The sequence below is a fragment of the Shewanella corallii genome (genome assembly GCF_023349125.1).
Taxonomy (GTDB): Bacteria; Pseudomonadota; Gammaproteobacteria; order Enterobacterales; family Shewanellaceae; genus Shewanella; species Shewanella corallii.
In genome coordinates this window covers 19,662-40,968 of sequence record NZ_JAKIKT010000017.1, presented here as the reverse complement: position 1 = coordinate 40,968, position 21,307 = coordinate 19,662, and the positions used below count along the sequence as shown (strand labels likewise).

Annotated in this window: 35 protein-coding genes; 5 read left to right on the top strand and 30 right to left on the bottom strand. The window is 49.7% G+C overall.

All coding sequences use genetic code 11. The annotated features are described in order from the left end of the window. The first annotated feature begins 135 nt into the window (after window positions 1–135). Genes ccmA through ccmE form a run of 5 tightly spaced genes read left to right on the top strand, consistent with a single transcriptional unit; the run spans window position 136 to window position 2,912 of the window. Complete coding sequence (gene ccmA / locus L2725_RS22835; protein ID WP_249251079.1) at window positions 136–786, top strand: cytochrome c biogenesis heme-transporting ATPase CcmA; 651 nt, start codon at window positions 136–138, stop codon at window positions 784–786. A gap of 13 nt (window positions 787–799) precedes the next feature. Further along, window positions 800–1,486, top strand: a complete 687-nt coding sequence (gene ccmB, locus L2725_RS22830) for a heme exporter protein CcmB (RefSeq protein ID WP_115134544.1) — start codon at window positions 800–802, stop codon at window positions 1,484–1,486. A gap of 1 nt (window position 1,487) precedes the next feature. Then, window positions 1,488–2,234 (top strand): heme ABC transporter permease, encoded by a 747-nt coding sequence (locus tag L2725_RS22825; RefSeq protein WP_248937880.1) that lies wholly within the window; start codon window positions 1,488–1,490, stop codon window positions 2,232–2,234. After that, complete coding sequence (gene ccmD, locus L2725_RS22820; RefSeq protein WP_248937879.1) at window positions 2,234–2,443, top strand: heme exporter protein CcmD; 210 nt, start codon at window positions 2,234–2,236, stop codon at window positions 2,441–2,443. Before L2725_RS22825 ends, ccmD begins: the two co-directional genes overlap by 1 nt. After that, window positions 2,427–2,912: a cytochrome c maturation protein CcmE gene (ccmE, locus tag L2725_RS22815; protein WP_248937878.1), complete on the top strand. Its 486-nt coding sequence runs from the start codon at window positions 2,427–2,429 to the stop codon at window positions 2,910–2,912. The genes ccmD and ccmE overlap by 17 nt, the downstream gene beginning before the upstream one ends. Before the next feature lie 1,001 nt (window positions 2,913–3,913). Here ccmE and rplQ read toward each other — a convergent pair. The 30 genes from rplQ to fusA form a co-directional block, all read right to left on the bottom strand. Beyond that, on the bottom strand, window positions 3,914–4,312 hold the full coding sequence (gene rplQ / locus L2725_RS22810) for a 50S ribosomal protein L17 (RefSeq protein ID WP_115134536.1): 399 nt from the start codon (window positions 4,310–4,312) through the stop codon (window positions 3,914–3,916). A 40-nt stretch (window positions 4,313–4,352) separates the two neighbouring features. Beyond that, on the bottom strand, window positions 4,353–5,342 hold the full coding sequence (locus L2725_RS22805) for a DNA-directed RNA polymerase subunit alpha (protein ID WP_115134534.1): 990 nt from the start codon (window positions 5,340–5,342) through the stop codon (window positions 4,353–4,355). 24 nt (window positions 5,343–5,366) lie between these two features. Beyond that, a complete protein-coding gene (gene rpsD, locus L2725_RS22800) occupies window positions 5,367–5,987 on the bottom strand; it encodes a 30S ribosomal protein S4 (RefSeq protein WP_248937877.1) in 621 nt (206 codons plus the stop codon). A 30-nt stretch (window positions 5,988–6,017) separates the two neighbouring features. Beyond that, the gene (gene rpsK / locus L2725_RS22795; RefSeq protein WP_115134530.1) at window positions 6,018–6,410 is read right to left on the bottom strand and encodes a 30S ribosomal protein S11; all 393 of its coding nucleotides are present in this window, start codon (window positions 6,408–6,410) and stop codon (window positions 6,018–6,020) included. Window positions 6,411–6,426: 16 nt separating this feature from the next. After that, the gene (gene rpsM, locus L2725_RS22790; RefSeq protein ID WP_248937876.1) at window positions 6,427–6,783 is read right to left on the bottom strand and encodes a 30S ribosomal protein S13; all 357 of its coding nucleotides are present in this window, start codon (window positions 6,781–6,783) and stop codon (window positions 6,427–6,429) included. Between the two features lie 116 nt (window positions 6,784–6,899). Then, a complete protein-coding gene (rpmJ, locus tag L2725_RS22785; protein WP_011758355.1) occupies window positions 6,900–7,013 on the bottom strand; it encodes a 50S ribosomal protein L36 in 114 nt (37 codons plus the stop codon). Window positions 7,014–7,035: 22 nt separating this feature from the next. Next, window positions 7,036–8,376 carry a preprotein translocase subunit SecY gene (secY, locus tag L2725_RS22780; protein WP_115134526.1) on the bottom strand — a complete coding sequence of 447 codons (1,341 nt, stop codon included), beginning with the start codon at window positions 8,374–8,376 and terminating at the stop codon, window positions 7,036–7,038. Window positions 8,377–8,383: 7 nt separating this feature from the next. Then, window positions 8,384–8,818 carry a 50S ribosomal protein L15 gene (rplO, locus tag L2725_RS22775; protein ID WP_115134524.1) on the bottom strand — a complete coding sequence of 145 codons (435 nt, stop codon included), beginning with the start codon at window positions 8,816–8,818 and terminating at the stop codon, window positions 8,384–8,386. A gap of 3 nt (window positions 8,819–8,821) precedes the next feature. Next, window positions 8,822–9,004 carry a 50S ribosomal protein L30 gene (gene rpmD / locus L2725_RS22770; protein WP_115134522.1) on the bottom strand — a complete coding sequence of 61 codons (183 nt, stop codon included), beginning with the start codon at window positions 9,002–9,004 and terminating at the stop codon, window positions 8,822–8,824. A 6-nt stretch (window positions 9,005–9,010) separates the two neighbouring features. Continuing rightward, window positions 9,011–9,514 (bottom strand): 30S ribosomal protein S5, encoded by a 504-nt coding sequence (gene rpsE / locus L2725_RS22765; RefSeq protein ID WP_115134520.1) that lies wholly within the window; start codon window positions 9,512–9,514, stop codon window positions 9,011–9,013. A 12-nt stretch (window positions 9,515–9,526) separates the two neighbouring features. Beyond that, the gene (rplR, locus tag L2725_RS22760; protein ID WP_115134517.1) at window positions 9,527–9,877 is read right to left on the bottom strand and encodes a 50S ribosomal protein L18; all 351 of its coding nucleotides are present in this window, start codon (window positions 9,875–9,877) and stop codon (window positions 9,527–9,529) included. A 10-nt stretch (window positions 9,878–9,887) separates the two neighbouring features. Beyond that, the gene (rplF, locus tag L2725_RS22755) at window positions 9,888–10,421 is read right to left on the bottom strand and encodes a 50S ribosomal protein L6 (RefSeq protein WP_248937875.1); all 534 of its coding nucleotides are present in this window, start codon (window positions 10,419–10,421) and stop codon (window positions 9,888–9,890) included. 11 nt (window positions 10,422–10,432) lie between these two features. Then, window positions 10,433–10,825, bottom strand: coding sequence for a 30S ribosomal protein S8 (gene rpsH, locus L2725_RS22750; RefSeq protein ID WP_115134513.1), 393 nt, complete (start codon window positions 10,823–10,825; stop codon window positions 10,433–10,435). Between the two features lie 24 nt (window positions 10,826–10,849). Beyond that, on the bottom strand, window positions 10,850–11,155 hold the full coding sequence (rpsN, locus tag L2725_RS22745; protein WP_115134511.1) for a 30S ribosomal protein S14: 306 nt from the start codon (window positions 11,153–11,155) through the stop codon (window positions 10,850–10,852). 10 nt (window positions 11,156–11,165) lie between these two features. Continuing rightward, complete coding sequence (gene rplE, locus L2725_RS22740) at window positions 11,166–11,705, bottom strand: 50S ribosomal protein L5 (RefSeq protein ID WP_248937873.1); 540 nt, start codon at window positions 11,703–11,705, stop codon at window positions 11,166–11,168. A gap of 12 nt (window positions 11,706–11,717) precedes the next feature. Continuing rightward, window positions 11,718–12,032: a 50S ribosomal protein L24 gene (gene rplX / locus L2725_RS22735; RefSeq protein WP_115134507.1), complete on the bottom strand. Its 315-nt coding sequence runs from the start codon at window positions 12,030–12,032 to the stop codon at window positions 11,718–11,720. Window positions 12,033–12,043: 11 nt separating this feature from the next. After that, on the bottom strand, window positions 12,044–12,412 hold the full coding sequence (gene rplN, locus L2725_RS22730; RefSeq protein WP_011494644.1) for a 50S ribosomal protein L14: 369 nt from the start codon (window positions 12,410–12,412) through the stop codon (window positions 12,044–12,046). Window positions 12,413–12,597: 185 nt separating this feature from the next. Beyond that, window positions 12,598–12,846 carry a 30S ribosomal protein S17 gene (gene rpsQ / locus L2725_RS22725; RefSeq protein ID WP_248937872.1) on the bottom strand — a complete coding sequence of 83 codons (249 nt, stop codon included), beginning with the start codon at window positions 12,844–12,846 and terminating at the stop codon, window positions 12,598–12,600. After that, window positions 12,846–13,037, bottom strand: coding sequence for a 50S ribosomal protein L29 (rpmC, locus tag L2725_RS22720; protein ID WP_115134503.1), 192 nt, complete (start codon window positions 13,035–13,037; stop codon window positions 12,846–12,848). The genes rpsQ and rpmC overlap by 1 nt, the downstream gene beginning before the upstream one ends. Next, complete coding sequence (gene rplP / locus L2725_RS22715) at window positions 13,037–13,447, bottom strand: 50S ribosomal protein L16 (RefSeq protein ID WP_115134501.1); 411 nt, start codon at window positions 13,445–13,447, stop codon at window positions 13,037–13,039. The genes rpmC and rplP overlap by 1 nt, the downstream gene beginning before the upstream one ends. Before the next feature lie 11 nt (window positions 13,448–13,458). Then, entirely contained in the window at window positions 13,459–14,148 is a 690-nt protein-coding gene (gene rpsC / locus L2725_RS22710) for a 30S ribosomal protein S3 (protein WP_115134499.1), read from the bottom strand. A 9-nt stretch (window positions 14,149–14,157) separates the two neighbouring features. Continuing rightward, window positions 14,158–14,490 (bottom strand): 50S ribosomal protein L22, encoded by a 333-nt coding sequence (gene rplV, locus L2725_RS22705; protein ID WP_115134497.1) that lies wholly within the window; start codon window positions 14,488–14,490, stop codon window positions 14,158–14,160. Between the two features lie 15 nt (window positions 14,491–14,505). After that, on the bottom strand, window positions 14,506–14,784 hold the full coding sequence (gene rpsS / locus L2725_RS22700) for a 30S ribosomal protein S19 (protein WP_011758338.1): 279 nt from the start codon (window positions 14,782–14,784) through the stop codon (window positions 14,506–14,508). 14 nt (window positions 14,785–14,798) lie between these two features. Next, the gene (gene rplB / locus L2725_RS22695) at window positions 14,799–15,623 is read right to left on the bottom strand and encodes a 50S ribosomal protein L2 (RefSeq protein WP_248937871.1); all 825 of its coding nucleotides are present in this window, start codon (window positions 15,621–15,623) and stop codon (window positions 14,799–14,801) included. Between the two features lie 11 nt (window positions 15,624–15,634). Then, complete coding sequence (gene rplW, locus L2725_RS22690; protein ID WP_249251078.1) at window positions 15,635–15,937, bottom strand: 50S ribosomal protein L23; 303 nt, start codon at window positions 15,935–15,937, stop codon at window positions 15,635–15,637. Then, window positions 15,934–16,539: a 50S ribosomal protein L4 gene (gene rplD, locus L2725_RS22685; protein ID WP_115134491.1), complete on the bottom strand. Its 606-nt coding sequence runs from the start codon at window positions 16,537–16,539 to the stop codon at window positions 15,934–15,936. The genes rplW and rplD overlap by 4 nt, the downstream gene beginning before the upstream one ends. A gap of 17 nt (window positions 16,540–16,556) precedes the next feature. Beyond that, window positions 16,557–17,195, bottom strand: a complete 639-nt coding sequence (gene rplC / locus L2725_RS22680; RefSeq protein WP_115134489.1) for a 50S ribosomal protein L3 — start codon at window positions 17,193–17,195, stop codon at window positions 16,557–16,559. A 28-nt stretch (window positions 17,196–17,223) separates the two neighbouring features. Then, window positions 17,224–17,535: a 30S ribosomal protein S10 gene (gene rpsJ, locus L2725_RS22675; RefSeq protein WP_011758333.1), complete on the bottom strand. Its 312-nt coding sequence runs from the start codon at window positions 17,533–17,535 to the stop codon at window positions 17,224–17,226. Between the two features lie 376 nt (window positions 17,536–17,911). Further along, the gene (gene tuf, locus L2725_RS22670; protein ID WP_249251072.1) at window positions 17,912–19,096 is read right to left on the bottom strand and encodes an elongation factor Tu; all 1,185 of its coding nucleotides are present in this window, start codon (window positions 19,094–19,096) and stop codon (window positions 17,912–17,914) included. A gap of 91 nt (window positions 19,097–19,187) precedes the next feature. Next, window positions 19,188–21,284: an elongation factor G gene (fusA, locus tag L2725_RS22665; protein ID WP_249251076.1), complete on the bottom strand. Its 2,097-nt coding sequence runs from the start codon at window positions 21,282–21,284 to the stop codon at window positions 19,188–19,190. Window positions 21,285–21,307 lie beyond the last annotated feature (23 nt).

The window sequence follows — 21,307 nt, the reverse complement described above, 5'->3', positions numbered from 1 at the left end:
AAAAAGTTCCCGCTAAAGTGATTTTCTTGGAAGCACATCAAATTGCTGACACTTCAAACAGATCAAATGTAAAACCGCAAAATCGAATGTGGTAATATCCAGTCAGTTCCATACCGGCTTCACTACGAGGGTTCAGTGGTCACAGCAACCAAAGAAAATACTCTGATTTCGGCAAGCAGCCTTACCTGTATCAGGGAAGAGCGCATTCTGTTTGACGAGCTGAGTTTTGATATCCAGGAAGGTGATATCGTTCAGATTGAAGGTCCTAATGGTGCCGGTAAAACCAGCCTGTTGCGTATCCTCGCCGGCCTCTCCCGCCCTTACGCAGGTTCAGTACTCTACCGTAATGAAGATATCACTCGCGCACGCGATGAGTTCAATGAAGACCTGCTCTATCTAGGCCATCTTCCCGGTGTAAAAAGTGAGCTGACAGCAGAGGAAAACCTTAACTTCAATTTAAGGTTAAGTGGGTACGATGACCCTGATATCAGGGACATACTGGCAAAAGTGAACCTTAGCGGCTTTGAAGATGCATTGGCAGGACACCTGTCTGCCGGTCAGCACAGACGTACTGCCCTCGCCCGCCTGTGGCACACCACAAGTAAAGTGTGGATTTTGGATGAACCATTTACGGCAATCGATAAGAAAGGCGTAGAGACTCTGGAGAAACTCTTCATCCAACACGCCGACAATGGTGGCTGCGTCATCCTTACTACTCACCAGGATATGGGTGTGGTCAGTGACAGCAGGCTGAAGAAAATCAAGCTCGAGTACAATTTTGACTGAGGTTCCCAGGCAAATGAAAAGAGGCATCAGCTATACCCGTGCATTTATGACCCTGCTGAAGCGGGATCTACAAATCGCGGTTCGCCACCGTGGCGATATTTTCAACCCTTTGCTGTTTTTCGTTATGGTGGTAACCCTGTTTCCACTGGGTATTGGCCCTGAACCTCAGGTCCTGACCCGTATTGCTCCCGGGATTATATGGGTAGCCGCATTGCTGGCCTCAATGCTCTCGTTGGAACGCCTGTTTAAAGCTGACTTTTCCGATGGCGCACTGGAGCAAATGATGCTTAGCCCACAGCCTCTGTCGCTGATGGTGCTGGCCAAGGTTTTGGCTCATTGGTTACTGACCGGTGTTCCACTGATTATCATCGCCCCTTTACTGGCGGTGTTACTGCATCTTGAATCCAACAGCTATGGCGCGCTGATCGCGACCCTGGCACTGGGAACACCTGTTTTAAGTTTGCTTGGCGCCATTGGTGTGGCGTTGACCGTAGGCCTGAGAAAAGGCGGTGTATTGCTCAGCTTGCTGATCCTGCCGCTCTATATTCCGGTACTGATCTTCGCAACCAGTGCGATAGATGCTGCAGGCATGAATCTGCCCTACGACGGTCAACTCGCCATCATTGGCGCTATGCTGGTCGGTTCGTTAACTTTGGCACCAGTTGCAATAGGTGCATCTCTGAGAGTGAGTACTAACTAATATGTGGAAGTGGTTACATCCTTACGCTGATCCTGAGCGTGCATATCAACTCGCAGGAAAACTCCTGCCGTGGTTCAGCATTCTGGCACTGGGGCTTATTCTGACAGGTACCATTTGGGGCCTGATGTTCGCCCCGACTGATTATCAGCAAGGCGACAGTTATCGCATTATCTTTATCCATGTACCGGCAGCCTCTATGTCGATGGCCGCATATATGGGCATGGCTATCTCAGCCTTTATCGGTCTGGTATGGCAAATTAAAGCCGCAGACTGGGCCGCTGCGTCGATTGCTCCAATCGGTGCTGTTATCACTTTTATCGCTTTGTTCACCGGCGCCACCTGGGGTAAACCTATGTGGGGAACCTGGTGGGTGTGGGATGCGCGTCTGACTTCAGAACTGGTACTACTGTTCCTGTATCTGGGTGTTATTTCTCTGTATGCCTCCTTCGAAGATAAGGTACTGGCTGCCCGTGCTGCTGGCATCCTGGCTATCGTTGGTGTTATCAACATCCCAATCATCAAATACTCGGTGGAATGGTGGAGCTCTCTGCATCAGCCATCCACCATTAAGATCACCGAAGAATCAGCAATGCCGACTGAAATGCTGATCCCTCTGCTGATCAATATCTTCGGCTTTGGCATGATGATTGGTGCTTTGACTCTGGTGCGATTCCGCGCTGAAGTTCTAGCCCGTAATGGTATGCGCCCTTGGGTACGTAAACTGGCACAAGAGCAGGGAGCAGCATGATGCAATTTGAATCTATCAGTGACTTCTTCAATATGGGTGGCTATGCATTTTATGTATGGCTGGCCTACGGTGTGACCTTCTCAAGCCTGGCTGTTCTGGTTTTCCAGAGCGTCAAACAGAAGAATAAAGTATTAAAGCAAATCGCCCAGAAACTGGCTCGCGAGGAGCGCCTGAAACAAAACCGGAGTAACAATGAATCCAAGACGTAAAAAGAGACTTATTCTGGCCAGCGCTCTGGTCGTTGGTGTAGCGGGTATTGCGTCATTGCTGTTGTATGCCCTGAACTCAAACCTCAACCTGTTCTTTACTCCAACAGAGATTGTTCAGGGTAAAGCAGATACTGGCGTTAAACCCGAAGTGGGCCAACGCATCCGTGTCGGTGGCATGGTGACTGTAGGTTCTCTGGTTCGTGACCCTGACAGCCTGCACGTGGAGTTTAAAGTTCACGATGCTTCAGGTGGTGAAATCAAAGTGACCTTTGATGACCTGCTGCCTGACCTGTTTCGCGAAGGTCAGGGTATCGTTGCTCAGGGTGTACTGGGTGAAGGCAATGTTCTGGAGGCTACTGAAGTACTGGCCAAGCATGATGAAAACTACATGCCACCTGAAGTTGCTGAAGCCATGGGTAAGTCCCATGACAAACTTGAATACTCTGATACTCAAACCAGCACTAACTAAGCTGTTTTGATAGCTTTAAAAGCCCTCTTAATGAGGGCTTTTTTGTGCCTCTTACTCAGTGAAAGCCTTCCTTATCCAGAATCAGGTTCTGCAATGACCAACTACCAGCGGGGAGAACCTCTTGTCCCACGCATTCCTCTCCACCTCACTCTCTATCTATACACAAGACACCACCAATCGCACCTGATGAAACGTATCTGTCTAGCTTGTCCATGGAAGCGTTCTGATAAACAACTCTTCGCAGCGTCGCTCCAAGGGGCTTAAATGCATCTTCGCAATAAGGTCCAATACCAGCTTCTGTTACCCCTTAGATGATGAGTTTCGGCGCGTTGGTTCATGACGTTACATAGCCCCGGGCGTGAGGCAACAGCCATCAATAATGACAGTAGATGTATAAGGCTATGGACAAGGCAAGCTCTGGGTCACCCCTTCACTTCTACTTGCTCAGCCACGGGCTCTATATGCCGCTGTCGGTCAACCTGTCGATATTTCATATGATTTGTACTCACGGCCTTGGCGATAAGCTTCAGTATAAGCTCAACTTCGTCTATCAGATCGAGAGACGGCAAGGTACGTCAAAACCACTTGTATTGGTGAACTGAGGGATTGCGCTAATGAGCCGTTCTTCGAGGTGGATAACAAGCTCAGCGGACACATGCGATATGTGTCGCACACCTAAACCTGAATGCCCGGGGCACTCGCTGACATGGGCCTTTCTGAGCCCTGATACACATCACTGCCGAATTGTCCCTTCAACTGAAGGTGTTGTTGAAGCGGCAGATCATCTTCAAGTGTGTTTACGCAACAGGAACGAGAACCATTAAATCAATAATGATAGTCATCTGGATTCGCCAAAAGCGGAGCGCTAGTGAGAAAGGTGAACAAGTAAAGTTACCACGAAGAAGATTGTGGCATAACCGAGACGGCTTCAAAGGGATGACATAAACAACAGGCAGAAAAAAACCGGACACTAAGGTCCGGTTTTTTCTTGTAGCCTGAGATTACTCAGCAGCGGCTTCAGCTTCAACAGCTTCTGCAGCTTCTGGGCGACCTACCAGCTCGATGTAAGCCATAGGGGCTTTATCACCGGTACGCAGACCGCACTTCAGGATACGGGTGTAACCACCAGGACGTTCCTGGTAGCGTGGACCCAATTCGTTAAACAGTTTACCTACGACTTCTTGATCGCGGGTACGAGCAAACGCCAGACGACGGTTTGCAACGCTGTCACTTTTAGCAAGTGTTATCAGAGGCTCAACTACGCGACGCAGTTCTTTCGCCTTCACAACGGTAGTCTTGATAATTTCATGACGTACCAGTGAAGATGCCATGTTACGGAACATAGCTTGGCGATGGCTGCTGTTACGGTTTAGTTGACGACCACTCTTACGATGGCGCATGACCTAATCCTTATAACCTAAATCTGTACAAACCTGGGACTTATAGGTCGTCGGCCAAACTAGCTGGAGGCCAGTTTTCCAGACGCATACCTAACGACAGTCCGCGAGATGCCAACACGTCCTTGATCTCGGTAAGAGATTTCTTACCCAGGTTAGGAGTCTTGAGCAGCTCAACTTCAGTGCGCTGTACCAGATCACCGATGTAATGAATCGCTTCGGCCTTCAGACAGTTAGCCGAACGTACAGTTAGCTCTAAATCGTCGACAGGACGCAACAGAATCGGATCGAATTCTGGCTTCTCTTCTTTCTGCTCTGGCTCAGAAACATCGCGCAGTTCAACAAACGCATCCAGCTGTTCAGCCAGGATGGTCGCAGAGCGACGGATAGCTTCTTCTGGGTCGATAGTACCGTTAGTGGTCATATCGATTACCAGCTTGTCCAGGTCAGTACGCTGTTCTACACGAGCGGCTTCAACATTGTAAGCAATGCGAGCTACAGGTGAGAAAGAAGCATCAACCAACAGACGGCCGATTGGGCGATCATCGTCTTCAGTCTGTGCACGAGCAGATGCTGGCACATAACCGCGACCACGCTCAACGCGGATACGCATGCTGATGTCATGGTTACCGGTCAGGTGACAGATAACATGATCAGGATTCATGATGGTAACATCACCATCGTGAGTGATATCTGCTGCGGTGACAGGGCCTGCGCCGGACTTGCTCAGAGTGAGCATAGCCTCGTCTTTACCCTCGATAACCACTGCCAAACCCTTCAGGTTCAACAAGATTTCAAGGATATCTTCTTGTACGCCTTCCTTGCTGCTGTATTCATGCAGCACGCCATCGATCTCGACTTCGGTAACCGCGCAGCCGGGCATAGACGACAAAAGGATGCGACGCAACGCGTTACCCAGAGTATGACCGAAACCACGCTCTAGCGGCTCCAGAGTAACCTTGGCACGAGTTGGGTTAACCTGCTCGATATCAACGAGACGCGGTTTAAGAAATTCTGTAACAGAACCCTGCATTGTGTCCTCTCTTGTTTGTTAGCCTTACTTAGAGTAAAGCTCGACGATCAGCTGTTCGTTAATTTCCGCAGACAAATCGCTACGTTCTGGAATGCGCTTGAAAGCACCTTCCATCTTAGCTGAGTCTACTTCAATCCATGTAGGCTTCTCACGTTGAGCAGCCACTTCCAGAGCAGCTTTAATACGAGCTTGCTTCTGAGACTTCTCACGGATGCTTACTACATCATTCGCAGACACTTTGAATGAAGGAATGTTAACAACACGACCGTTTACCATAACAGACTTATGGCTAACCAGCTGACGTGCTTCTGCACGTGTCGCACCAAAGCCCATACGATAAACTACGTTATCCAGACGGGTTTCCAAAAGTTGCAGCAGGTTTTCACCAGTGTTGCCTTTCAGACGTGCAGCTTCTTTATAGTAGTTACGGAACTGCTTTTCCAGTACACCGTAAATACGACGAACTTTTTGCTTCTCGCGCAGCTGTAGACCGTACTCAGACAGACGAGGCTTACGAGCGCCGTGCTGACCTGGTGCAGCTTCAAGCTTACACTTCGAATCAATTGCTCTCACACCGCTCTTCAGGAACAGATCTGTACCTTCACGGCGGCTGAGCTTGAGCTTAGGACCCAAGTATCTTGCCATTATCTTTCTCCAACTATCCTATAGTTCGCGTTACACGCGACGCTTTTTAGGAGGGCGACAACCGTTATGAGGGATCGGAGTCACATCGGTAATGTTGGTAATTTTGTAACCAACAGCGTTCAGCGCACGAATGGCTGATTCACGACCTGGACCTGGACCCTTCACGAACACTTCAAGGTTCTTAACGCCGTAATCCTGAGCAGCAGTACCTGCACGCTCAGCAGCAACCTGTGCAGCAAACGGAGTAGATTTACGTGAACCACGGAAACCACTGCCACCTGCAGTTGCCCAGGAAAGAGCATTACCTTGACGGTCGGTGATAGTAACAATTGTGTTGTTGAAAGACGCATGGATGTGCGCCATGCCATCAGCAACCTGCTTACGTACGCGCTTACGCGGAGAACGTGACGGAATTTTAGCCATTTATACTACCTTCCCGTTACTTCTTGATTGGTTTACGTGGACCTTTGCGAGTACGCGCATTGGTCTTAGTACGTTGCCCACGCAGGGGCAGGCTGCGGCGATGACGGAGGCCACGGTAACAACCAAGGTCCATCAGACGCTTGATGTTCATGGAAACCTCACGACGCAAGTCACCTTCTACTACGTATTTGGCAACTTCTTCGCGCAGGGTATCGATTTGAGCTTCGCTCAGTTCCTTGATCTTAGCGTCTTCAGCAATAGCAGTAGCCGCGCAAATAGCTTGTGCGCGAGTACGACCAATGCCGTAGATAGCAGTCAATGCAATGACTGTATGCTTATGATCAGGAATGTTAATGCCAGCGATACGGGCCACTATGCACTCCTTAAGTCAAAAGGCCATCTGTGAAAAGCCCGAAAGGATACTCGACAGATGACGGGTTTGCAATCATTTTTTGGCCAGTCCTGATTTACAGGAACTGGCCGGATTTTTTAGCCTTGACGCTGTTTGTGTTTTGGTTCAACACAGATAACGCGTACAACGCCACTACGCTTGATGATCTTGCAGTTACGGCAGATCTTCTTCACGGAAGCACGAACTTTCATTTCACCACTCCGTTAAGCCAGGTTAGCGGCCAAAGCGATCAAGATTCGCTTTGTTCACCAAGTTGGCTTTTTTCATTACAGACTCATATTGATGAGACATCATATGGGTCTGAACCTGAGCCATGAAGTCCATGATCACTACTACCATAATCAGCAGTGAGGTACCGCCAAAATAGAACTGTACCTTCCAAGTGATAAGCATGAACTCCGGAATTAAACAGATAAAGGTAATGTATAACGCACCGGCCAGAGTCAGTCGGGTCATTACTTTATCAATGTAACGCGAAGTCTGTTCTCCAGGACGAATCCCGGGAATGAACGCACCACTCTTCTTCAGGTTGTCTGCTGTTTCGCGTGGGTTAAACACCAACGCAGTGTAGAAGAAACAGAAGAAGATAATTGCAGCTGCATACAACAATGAGTACAGCGGCTGTCCTGGTGACACAGCCAGCGAGAAATCGCTCAACCATGACATGGACTCATTCTGACCGAACCACTGAGCCAGGGTTCCAGGGAACAGAATGATGCTGGACGCAAAAATTGGAGGGATAACACCCGCCATGTTGACCTTCAGTGGCAAATGGGTAGATTGCGCAGCAAATACCTTACGGCCCTGCTGACGCTTGGCGTAGTTAACAACGATACGACGTTGACCACGCTCTACGAATACCACGAAGTAAGTCACTGCAAATATGATGACTGCAATTAACAGCAGCACCAGTACGTTCAAATCGCCTTGACGCGCCTGCTCGGCAGTTTGGCCGATAGCAGAGGGCAAGCCGGCTACGATACCTGCAAAAATCAGGATCGAAATACCGTTACCTATGCCTCGTTCGGTAATTTGTTCGCCCAGCCACATCAGGAACATAGTCCCGGTAACCAAGCTCACGACTGCAACGAAATAGAAACCAAAACCTGCGTTGACCACCAGGCCAGGCATCAGATTTGGTAATCCGGTTGCAATACCGATCGACTGGAACGTACCCAGCACCAGCGTACCCCATCGAGTGTACTGACTGATCTTCTTACGTCCTGACTCACCTTCCTTCTTCAGTTCAGCAAGTGCAGGATGCACAACAGTCAGCAATTGCATGATAATCGACGCCGAAATGTACGGCATGATACCCAATGCAAAGATGGAGGCGCGCTCAAGGGCACCACCCGAGAACATGTTGAACATGCCTAGGATGGTTCCCTTCTGCTGAGCGAACAGCTCGGCTAATACAGCAGCGTCAATACCAGGAATTGGCACAAACGAACCCGCCCTAAAGACGATAATTGCACCAATCACGAACAAGAGACGGGCCTTCAATTCTGAAAAGCCGCCCTTCGCGCTTTTTAAGTCAAGTCCTGGTTTTGCCATCGACGTATTATTCCTCGATCTTACCGCCGGCAGCTTCGATAGCTGCACGTGCACCTTTGGTTACCTTCAGACCTTTAACGGTCACTGGGCGCTCAATGGTACCTGAAAGAACGATTTTCGCAAACTGGATGTTGCGAGTAATTACGTTCGCATCTTTCAGTGCGTTCAGGTCGATAACATCACCGTTTACTTTAGCCAGTTCGCCTACGCGAACTTCCGCGGTTACCATCGCAGTGCGAGAGGTAAAACCGAACTTAGGCAGACGGATCTTCAGTGGCATCTGACCACCCTCGAAGCCAACGCGTACACCGCCGCCGGAACGAGATTTTTGACCCTTGTGACCGCGACCAGCAGTCTTGCCCAAGCCAGAACCGATACCACGGCCTACACGCTTAGGAGCAGATTTAGAACCTGCTGCTGGGGATAGAGTATTCAATTTCATTGATTAATCCTCCACCTTAACCATGTAGTAGACCTTGTTGATCATACCGCGAACAGCTGGAGTATCTTCCAGTTCAACAGTGTGACCGATGCGACGCAGGCCCAGGCCTGTCAGAGTCGCGCGGTGCTTAGGCAGACGGCCGATAGCACTTTTGGTCTGAGTTACTTTAATAGTCTTAGTTGCCATGGTGCATTACCCCCGAATTTCGTCAACATTCAGGCCACGCTTGGCTGCGATCTGCGCTGGAGACTTCATATGTACCAGAGCGTCAACAGTTGCACGTACGATGTTGATCGGGTTAGTGGAACCGTATGCTTTAGACAGAACGTTATGAACGCCTGCTACTTCCAATACGGCACGCATTGCGCCACCGGCAATAATACCGGTACCTTCAGAGGCTGGCTGCATGTATACGCGAGAACCAGAGTGGCGACCCTTCACTGGGTGGTGCAGAGTGCCTTCGTTCAGTTCAACGGTAACCATGTTACGGCGAGCTTTTTCCATTGCTTTTTGAATAGCAGCTGGAACTTCGCGAGCTTTACCGTAGCCATAACCGATCTTACCAGCGCCATCACCAACTACAGTCAGTGCAGTGAAGCTGAAGATACGGCCGCCCTTAACTACTTTAGAAACACGATTTACTGCAATCAGTTTTTCTTGCAGATCGTCTTTTTGCTGAGCTTCTACTTTAGCCATTGTATAAACCCCTTAGAACTGGAGGCCAGCTTCACGAGCAGCATCTGCCAGCGCAGCTACACGACCGTGATACTTGAAACCAGAACGATCGAAGGCAACAACAGTCACGCCTTTTTCGATCGCGCGTTCAGCAACGGCTTTACCCACTGCCTTGGCTGCGTCTACGTTACCGCTGTACTTCAGACCTTCTTTAACTGCTTTTTCGGCAGTAGATGCAGTAGCGATAACTACCGCTTCAGGGCTGATAACCTGAGCGTAAATGTGACGCGGAGTACGATGTACAACCAGACGGTTAGCGCCCAGCTCTTGGATCTTCTTGCGGGCACGAGTAGCGCGGCGCAAGCGAGATTGTTTCTTATCCATATCGCGTACCTTACTTCTTCTTAGCCTCTTTACGGCGTACTTGTTCGTCTTCATAACGAACACCCTTGCCCTTGTAAGGCTCAGGTGGACGGTATCCACGAATTTCTGCAGCTACCTGACCAACCAACTGCTTATCAACGCCGGTGAGGACGATGTCAGTTTGGCTAGGGCATTCTGCAGTTACGCCAGCAGGCAGAGTGTGAACCAGTGGGTGTGAGAAACCTAGGGTCAGGTCAACACCGTTGCCAACAACTTTGGCACGGTAACCAACACCGATCAGCTTCAGCTTCTTAACGAAACCTTCAGACACACCGACAACCATGTTGTTAACCAGAGCGCGTGCGGTACCGGCTTGAGCCCAAGCACCTTCAACACCTTCTACTGGACCAAACTTAACTTGGTTATCTTCAACAACAACTGCTACTGCACTGTTGATTACTCGAGTCAGAGTACCTTTACCGCCTTTAACGGTAATTTCCTGACCATTTAAAGTCACCTCTACGCCAGCTGGGATAGTGACTGGTGCTTTTGCTACACGAGACATTTCCTAGCTCCTTATGCTACGTAGCAGATAACCTCACCACCCATGCCTGCGAGGCGGGCGGCGCGATCAGTCATCAGGCCTTGAGAAGTGGACACGATTGCGACACCCAGACCGCCCATAACCTTTGGCAACTCGTTTTTACCTTTGTAAATACGAAGACCAGGACGGGATACACGCTGGATAGTCTCAACAACAGCTTTGCCTTGGAAATACTTCAGAGTGATTTCCAGTTCTGGCTTGGCTTCACCTGCTACAGCGTAGTCAGTGATATAACCTTCGTCTTTCAGCAGCTTAGCGATAGCTACTTTCAGCTTGGCAGAAGGCATCTTCACAGATACTTTGTTAGCAGCTTGGCCGTTACGGATACGGGTCAACATATCCGCAATAGGATCTTGCATGCTCATATTAGCTTACTCCGTGACAAGTGCTTACCAGCTGGCCTTACGCAGACCAGGAACTTCACCACGCATGGTTGCTTCACGCAGTTTGATACGGCTCAGGCCGAACTTGCGCAGAACACCATGTGGGCGTCCAGTTTGATTACAACGGTTACGCTGACGCGCTGCGCTGGAATCACGTGGTAGGGCTTGCAGCTTCATTACTGCGTCCCAACGAGCTTCGTCAGAAGACTCTGGGCTGCTGATGATAGCTTTCAGAGCTGCACGCTTTTCAGCGTACTTAGCCACGAGTGCTGCACGCTTAGCTTCACGTGCTTTCATTGATTGTTTTGCCATTACGCTACCCTTACTTTTTGAATGGGAAGTTAAAAGCGTCTAACAGAGCACGACCTTCTTCGTCATTCTTCGCTGAGGTAGTGATAACGATATCCATACCACGAATCTTGTCGATTTTGTCGTAATCAATTTCAGGGAAAATGATTTGCTCACGAACGCCCATAGCGTAGTTACCGCGACCGTCGAACGACTTAGCGCTCAGACCACGGAAGTCACGGATACGTGGGATAGCGATGTCAACCAAACGCTCAAAGAATTCCCACATGCGCTCACCGCGCAGAGTGACTTTACAACCAATAGGGTAGCCTTCACGGATTTTGAAGCCTGCAACTGATTTACGAGCAACAGTTACTACTGGCTTCTGGCCAGCGATTGCAGTCATATCACGGACAGCATTTTCCATGATTTTCTTGTCTGCAACGGCTTCGCCAACACCCATGTTCAGGGTGATTTTCTCAATCCGAGGGACTTGCATGACACTGGTATAACCGAACTTTTTAGTCAGCTCAGCAATAACAGTCTCTTTGTATTTATCATGCAGTTTCGCCATCGTTTACTCCAATTACTTAACGAGTTCACCGTTCGATTTGAAGAAACGCACTTTCTTGCCATCTTCAAATCGGAAACCTACACGATCAGCCTTGCCAGTGGCAGGGTTTACGATCGCTACATTAGATGCTTGAATCGCAGCTTCTTTCTCAACGATGCCACCAGTTACGCCCAGCTGTGGGTTTGGCTTAGTGTGCTTCTTAACGAGATTGATGCCTTCAACAATCACCTTACCAGTAGGCAGAACCTGGGAAACCTTACCGGTTTTACCCTTGTCTTTACCTGCCAGTACAATTACTTCGTCTTGACGACGGATTTTAGCTGCCATTTTGAAGCTCCTTACAGTACTTCTGGTGCCAGCGATACGATTTTCATGAACTGCTCAGTACGCAATTCACGAGTCACTGGTCCAAAGATACGAGTACCAATCGGTGCAAGGTTTGCGTTCAGCAGAACCGCTGCATTCCGATCGAAGCGAATGACAGAACCGTCTGGACGACGTACGCCTTTCTTAGTACGGACTACCACCGCGTTATACACATCACCTTTCTTCGCTTTAGCGCGAGGAATAGCTTCTTTAACAGAAACCTTGATGATGTCGCCGATACCGGCATAACGACGATGAGAGCCACCCAAGACCTTAATACACTGAACTCTGCGAGCGCCACTATTACACGCGACGTCCAGAGTCGATTGCATTTGGATCATTTTAAGTGCTCCGCTATCGTTACTACACAAATGCCCCAACACGGGGTGAAATATACACTCATTTTTGCCGAATTTGGTCAAAAATGGCGCGCAAGTATAACACCAACAATTAGGGTTTGGTAGTATTAAAAAACAAACGGCCCCAAATTATTTCGGAGCCGTTTACCAAGTGCCTTATCTATCGATTAGGCTTTTGCAACAACATCTACCAGAGTCCAAGACTTGGTCTTGGACAGAGGGCGGCATTCACGAATAGTGACTACGTCGCCTTCATTGCACTGGTTAGTTTCGTCGTGTGCATGAATCTTGGTAGTACGCTTGATGTACTTACCATAGATAGGGTGTTTCACCTGACGCTCAACGGCAACAGTGATGGACTTGTCCATTTTGTTGCTGGTCACGCGACCCTGCAAAGTACGGATTTTGTCAGACATTATGCACCCGCCTTAGAAGTAATAATGGTCTTAACACGCGCAATGTTACGGCGCACTGTCTTCAGCTGATGAGTTTGGCTCAGCTGGCCAGTAGCGTGTTGCATACGCAGGTTAAACTGCTCACGCAGCAGACCAAGTAATTCAGCGTTCAGTTCTTCAACGCTCTTTTCTCTCAGTTCGCTCGCTTTCATTACATCACCGTCTTAGTTACGAAGGTAGTCTTGATAGGCAGTTTAGCAGCAGCCAGTGCGAAAGCTTCGCGAGCCAGCTCTTCAGAAACGCCGTTCATTTCGTAGAGTACCTTACCAGGCTGAATCTGGCATACCCAGTATTCAACGTTACCTTTACCTTTACCCATACGCACTTCAAGAGGCTTAGAGGTAATTGGCTTGTCTGGGAACACACGGATCCAGATTTTGCCTTGACGCTTAATATGACGTGTCATGGCACGACGCGCAGATTCAATCTGACGAGCAGTCAAACGGCCGCGGCCAACTGCTTTCAGACCGAAGGAACCGAAGCTTACTTCAGTGCCTGCAGCCAGACCGCGGTTGCGGCCTTTGTGCATCTTACGGAACTTCATACGTTTAGGTTGCAGCATTGCGGGCTCTCCTACTTGTTACGAGGCTTGCGCTTAGGCTGCTGCTTCGGCTCTTCGATCTGAGGCAGCATACCGTCCAGAACTTCACCTTTGAAGATCCAAACTTTAATGCCGATCACACCATACTGGGTGTGGCTCTCAGAAGTCGCATAGTCGATGTCAGCACGCAGGGTATGCAGAGGCACACGGCCTTCGCGGTACCACTCGGAACGCGCAATTTCAGCGCCGCCTAAACGGCCACTAACTTCAACTTTGATACCTTGGGCACCGATACGCATAGCGTTCTGTACAGCGCGCTTCATAGCACGACGGAACATAACGCGACGCTCCAGCTGCTGACCGATAGAATCGGCTACCAGCTTAGCGTCCAGCTCAGGCTTACGGATCTCAGCGATGTTGATTTGCGCAGGAGTGCCAGTGATACGGGCTACTTCTGCACGCAATACTTCAACGTCTTCACCTTTCTTACCAATCACAACACCTGGACGGGCAGTGTGAATAGTAACGCGGATGCTTTTCGCTGGGCGTTCGATAACGATCTTGGATACTGAAGCTGCTTTCAGTTTCTTTTCCAGAAACTTACGCACTTCCCAGTCGCTGTTCAGATTATTTGCATAGTCTGACTTATCTGCGTACCAGGTAGAGATCCAAGGCTTAGTGATACCCAGACGGATACCATTAGGATGTACTTTCTGTCCCATTGCTCTCTCCTAGCGATCTGATACAACCACAGTGATGTGGCTGGTACGCTTGATGATACGATCGGCACGACCTTTCGCACGTGGCATGATGCGCTTCATTACTGGGCCTTCGTCTACGAAAACCTTAGCAACTTTCAGCTCATCGATGTCTGCGCCTTCGTTGTGCTCAGCGTTTGCGATTGCAGAGTCAACTACTTTCTTTACCAGTACGGCTGCTTTCTTAGGGCTGAAAGTCAGAATTTCCAGGGCCTTTGCTACAGGCAGGCCGCGGATCTGATCAGCTACCAAGCGCGCTTTCTGCGGAGACGTACGGGCAAAACGATGTTTAGCTAGAACTTCCATCTTATTCCTCCCGTATTAGCGCTTCTTCGCTTTCTTATCAGCAGCATGGCCGCGATAAGTGCGAGTTGGTGAGAATTCACCAAGTTTGTGGCCGATCATTTCGTCAGTTACGAAAACAGGTACGTGCTGACGACCATTATGGACAGCGATAGTCAACCCAATCATTTGTGGGATGATCATTGAGCGGCGAGACCAAGTCTTGATAGGCTTTTTGTCACCGGCTTCTACCGCTTTCTCTACCTTCTTCAGCAAGTGCAGGTCAATGAATGGACCTTTCTTGAGAGAACGTGGCATGGCGAATCCTCTTATTACTTATTACGACGACGTACGATGTACTTGTCAGTGCGCTTGTTGCTGCGAGTCTTATAACCCTTGGTTGGCACACCCCATGGAGTCACTGGGTGACGACCACCGGAAGTACGACCTTCACCACCACCATGTGGGTGATCTACAGGGTTCATTGCAACACCGCGAACGGTTGGGCGAACGCCTCTCCAGCGCTTAGCACCAGCTTTACCCAGCTGACGCAGCATGTGTTCAGCGTTACCAACTTCACCCAGGGTGGCGCGGCAATCAACTGGAACTTTACGCATTTCGCCAGAACGCAGACGCAGAGTTGCGTAAGCGTTGTCACGCGCTACTACCTGTACGTATGCACCGGCAGAACGAGCGATCTGAGCGCCTTTACCTGGCTTCATTTCAACAGCGTGAACTACAGAACCCACTGGAATGTTGCGCAGAGGCAGAGCGTTACCTACTTTGATATCAGCATCGATACCGGACTTGATCACGTCACCAGCCTTCATGCCTTTGGCAGCCAGAACATAACGACGCTCACCGTCAGCGTACAGTACCAGGGCGATGTGAGCAGTACGGTTTGGATCATATTCCAAACGCTCAACCTTACCTGGGATACCGTCTTTGTTACGCTTGAAGTCGATCAAACGGTAGTGTTGCTTATGACCACCACCGATATGACGGGTGGTGATACGACCGGTGTTATTACGACCACCGGACTTAGACTTCTTAGCCAGCAGGCCAGCAAAAGGCTTACCCTTGTGCAGGTCAGCGTTAACCACTTTAACTACGTGGCGACGACCTGGAGAAGTTGGCTTACATTTAACAATTGCCATTTGTAATCTCCTTATGCTTCAGCGCCAACGAAGTCGATGTCGGCACCGGCAGCCAGGGTCACGTAGGCTTTTTTCCAGTCGCTACGACGACCCATACGGGCACCGTGACGCTTGGTTTTGCCTTTGTTTACCAGAGTGCGAACACCAGCTACTTCAACTTCAAACAGTTTTTCAACAGCAGCTTTGACCTCTGCCTTAGTGGCATCGATAGCTACGCGGAAAACTACAGTGTTGGTCTTTTCAGCTACCACAGTGCTCTTTTCAGAGATGTGTGGAGCCAGAATAACTTTTAGCAAACGTTCTTCGCGGATCATGCCAGCATCTCCTCGATTTGCTTAACAGCATCAGCAGTTACCAGCACTTTGTCGAACGCGATCAGGCTTACTGGGTCGATACCAGCTACATCACGAACGTCTACCTTGTACAGGTTGCGAGCTGCCAGGAACAGGTTCTCGTCTACTTCAGCAGTAACGATCAACACGTCTTGCAGATCCATTGCGGCCAGCTTGGCTTTCAGCTCTTTAGTTTTAGGAGCTTCAACACCGAACTTCTCAACAACGATCAGACGGTCCTGACGTACCAGCTCAGACAGAATGCTCTTCAGAGCACCGCGGTACATCTTCTTGTTCACTTTCTGGCTGTGATCTTGAGGCTTAGCAGCGAAAGATACACCGCCTCCACGCCAGATTGGGCCCTTGACACCACCCGCACGAGCGCGGCCGGTACCTTTTTGGCGCCATGGCTTTTTGCCAGAACCAATTACTTCTGCGCGAGTCTTCTGAGCACGAGTGCCCTGACGCGCGTTTGCAGCGAACGCTACAACTACCTGGTGAACCAGTGCTTCATTAAAGTCACGGCCGAAGGTAGTTTCGGAAACTTCAAGAGCGCTGTTAGCGTCTTTCAATACCAATTCCATTACTATCTCCTCAGACCTTAAGCTTTAACGGCAGGCTTGATAATCAGGTTACCGTTGGTAGCGCCAGGAACGGCACCTTTTACCAGGATCAGGTTACGCTCTGCATCTACACGTACTACGTCCAGATTCTGAGTGGTAACTTGCTCGGCACCCATGTGGCCTGACATTTTCTTACCTTTGAATACACGACCTGGCGTCTGGTTCTGACCGATAGAACCGTTAGCGCGGTGTGCCAGAGAGTTACCGTGAGTCATGTCCTGAGTACGGAAGTTCCAGCGCTTAACGCCACCCTGGAAACCTTTACCCTTAGACTGACCAGTAACATCTACTTTCGCTACGTCAGCGAAGATTTCAACTTTCAGCTCAGCACCAACTTCAATGCCTTCGCCTTCACCGTCGGCCAGACGCATTTCCCACAGACCACGACCGGCTTCAACGCCCGCCTTGGCAAAGTGGCCAGCTTCTGGCTTAGTGATGCGATTGGCTTTTTTGGTGCCGGTAGTAACTTGAAGAGCGCGGTAGCCGTCGTTTTCCAGGGTCTTAACCTGAGTAACGCGGTTCGCTTCTACTTCAATTACTGTAACAGGGATAGACGCGCCATCTTCAGTGAAGATGCGGGTCATACCCACTTTACGACCAATAAGACCGATAGCCATCTCTCAAACCTCTTCTAAAGGATCTCAATTAACCCAAGCTAATCTGGACATCAACACCAGCCGCCAGATCCAGACGCATCAGAGCGTCAACGGTCTTTTCGGTTGGTTCAACGATGTCAACCAGACGCTTGTGAGTACGCAGTTCGTACTGGTCACGAGCATCTTTATTAACGTGCGGAGAGATCAAAACGGTGAAACGCTCTTTGCGAGTAGGCAGTGGGATAGGACCACGTACCTGGGCGCCAGTACGTTTAGCAGTTTCAACGATTTCCGCGGTTGATTGATCGATCAAACGATGATCGAAACCCTTCAAGCGGATACGGATTCTTTGGTTCTGCATTGACCAGAGCTCCTAAAATGGACACATAAAAAATCACCCTCTAGCCGTTTCTCCTGGGAGAAAGACAGAGCGAGATGATTTAACCGTTCGACTCCCAATCGGAGTCGCTGTAATTAAGTTATCAGCTCAGATTTGCTGCATAACTGTCGCTAACTTTAAGTAGCGAGGGGCACATTATACATAGCTGACGCTATTGATCAAGCCCACTGTGTGAATTGCAACCAGTATTTGGCGCATCACTTTCAAAGTGCGCGAATTATATAGGCTTTTTTAATATCAGCCAAGCCCTTTGTCCTCCCCTGCCCTCGGCAGAACACGGGCAATAAAAAAGGGAAGCCGAAGCTTCCCTTTTCAGGTTTGTCATTAAGACACGAAATTATTCGTGGATCTTAGCAACAACACCAGCACCAACGGTACGGCCACCTTCACGGATTGCAAAGCGCAGACCTTCGTCCATCGCGATTGGAGCAATCAGGGTAACAACCATCTTGATGTTGTCACCAGGCATTACCATTTCAACGCCTTCTGGCAGTTCGATGGTACCGGTTACGTCAGTAGTACGGAAGTAGAACTGTGGGCGGTAGCCCTTGAAGAATGGAGTGTGACGACCACCTTCTTCTTTAGACAGTACGTATACTTCAGACTCGAACTTGGTGTGAGGAGTGATGGTGCCTGGCTTAGCCAGTACTTGACCACGCTCAACTTCGTCACGCTTAGTACCACGCAGCAGAACACCACAGTTCTCACCAGCACGGCCTTCGTCCAGCAGCTTACGGAACATTTCTACGCCGGTACAAGTAGTCTTGGTGGTCTCTTTGATACCAACGATTTCTACTTCTTCACCTACGCGAATGATACCACGCTCTACACGGCCAGTTACTACAGTACCACGACCAGAGATAGAGAATACGTCTTCGATTGGCAGCAGGAATGGCTTATCGATGTCACGCTCTGGCTCAGGGATGTAAGTATCCAGAGCTTCAGCCAGTTCAACGATCTTAGCTTCCCAAGCAGCGTCACCTTCCAGAGCTTTCAGAGCAGAACCCTGAATTACTGGCAGGTCATCACCTGGGAAATCGTACTCAGACAGCAGTTCACGAACTTCCATCTCTACCAGTTCCAGCAGCTCTTCATCGTCTACCATGTCACACTTGTTCATGAACACGATGATGAAAGGTACACCTACCTGACGAGACAGCAGGATGTGCTCACGAGTCTGTGGCATTGGACCGTCAGTAGAAGCTACTACCAGGATAGCGCCGTCCATCTGAGCAGCACCAGTGATCATGTTTTTAACATAGTCAGCGTGGCCTGGGCAGTCTACGTGTGCGTAGTGACGGGTTGGAGTATCGTATTCGATGTGAGAGGTATTGATGGTAATACCACGCTCACGCTCTTCTGGAGCGTTATCGATAGATGCGAAGTCTTTAGCTTCACCACCGTATACTTTTGACAGTACGGTAGAGATAGCTGCGGTCAGGGTAGTTTTACCATGGTCAACGTGACCAATGGTGCCCACGTTTACGTGCGGTTTGCTACGTTCAAATTTCTCTTTAGCCACGATATGTTCCTTTCTTTTCGAGAGAGGCCGGCTCGGGGGAACCGACCAATATCAAACAAATTAACAGTTATACCAGCGTCGTGCTGAAAATCTAGCTTCTCGCGTCGATAACTGCTTTAGCAATGTTTTGTGGTGCTTCAGCGTACTTCAAAAACTCCATGGAGTATGAGGCACGACCCTGAGTTGCAGAGCGCAAATCAGTCGCATAACCAAACATTTCAGCCAAAGGCACTACAGTTCGAATAATCTTGATGCCGGCCACGCCGTCATCCATACCTTCGATAAGACCACGACGACGGTTCAGATCACCTACTACGTCACCCATGTAATCTTCTGGTGTAGTGACTTCTACTTTCATGCAAGGTTCGAGCAACACAGGGCTGGCTTGTAGCGCACCCTTCTTGAAGCCCATAGAACCTGCAACCTTGAACGCCATCTCGTTTGAGTCCACATCGTGATATGAACCGTCAAACAGAGTGACCTTCACGTCCAGAACAGGGAAGCCAGCGAGAACACCGTTCTTCATCTGCTCCTGGATACCTTTGTCAACGGCAGGGATGTATTCGCGAGGAACCACACCACCTACGATTTCGTTGACGAATTCATAACCGGCGCCTTCTTCATTTGGCTCCAGTTTCAGCCATACGTGACCAAACTGACCACGACCACCGGACTGACGTACGAACTTGCCTTCCACTTCCACAGCGGAGCGGATGGTTTCACGGTAGGCAACCTGAGGCTTACCTACGTTGCACTCTACGCTGAACTCGCGACGCATACGGTCTACGATGATGTCCAGGTGCAGTTCGCCCATACCGGAGATCAGGGTCTGGCCCGATTCTTCGTCAGTCTCAACACGGAAGGATGGGTCTTCAGCAGCCAGCTTTTGCAGTGCGATACCCATCTTTTCCTGGTCGGCTTTAGAACGTGGTTCCACGGCGATAGTAATTACCGGCTCAGGGAACTCCATACGCTCCAGAATAACCTTGTTGTCTGAATCACACAGGGTGTCACCTGTGGTCACATCTTTCAGACCAATGGCAGCGGCGATATCACCGGCACGAACTTCTTTCAGCTCTTTACGGTCGTTGGCATGCATCTGTACGATACGGCCAATACGCTCACGCTTGCCTTTAACCGAGTTGTACACTGCTGCACCGGATTCCAGCACGCCGGAATAAACACGGATAAAGGTCAGTGTACCCACGAATGGGTCGGTCGCAATCTTGAACGCCAGTGCAGAGAAAGGAGCGTTGTCGTCGGACTCACGCTCAACTTCATTCTCTTTCTCGTCGATACCTTTAATCGCAGGTACATCAACAGGCGCTGGCAGGAATTCAACAACAGCATCCAGTACTGCCTGAACACCTTTGTTCTTAAACGCACTACCACAAGTGGCCAGTACGATTTCGTTGTTAATGGTACGCTGGCGCAGCGCCTTCTTGATTTCCTCTTCGGACAGATCACCCTCTTCCAGGTATTTCTCCATCAACTCTTCAGAGGCTTCAGCGGCTGCTTCTACCAGGTACTCACGCATCTCAGCTGCTTTATCAGCCAAGTCTGCAGGAATTTCTTCGTAAGAGAAGGTCATACCCTGGTCCGCTTCGTTCCAGTTAATTGCCTTCATCTTGATCAGGTCGATAACGCCTTTAAATGCGTCTTCTGCACCTATGTTCAACTGAATAGGTACACAGGTGGCACCCAGACGGTTGCGGATCTGATCAACCACGCGGTCGAAATCAGCGCCGGCACGGTCCATCTTGTTGACGAACACCATGCGAGGAACACCGTATTTGTCGGCTTGACGCCATACGGTTTCAGACTGTGGTTCTACGCCAGAGGAGCCACAAAATACTACTACTGCACCGTCCAATACGCGCAGAGAACGTTCTACTTCAATAGTGAAGTCTACGTGTCCTGGAGTGTCGATGATGTTGATGCGGTGTTCAGTGAACTGCGCATCCATGCCTCGCCAGAAAGTGGTTACGGCAGCGGAAGTAATTGTGATACCACGTTCCTGCTCTTGCACCATCCAGTCGGTTGTTGCTGCACCATCGTGCACTTCACCGATTTTATGAGACAGACCAGTGTAAAACAGAACGCGTTCAGTTGTGGTGGTTTTACCAGCGTCAACATGAGCACAGATACCGATATTACGGTAGCGCTCAATTGGAGTTGTGCGAGCCACGATTCTACCCTCTTATCCGGGAT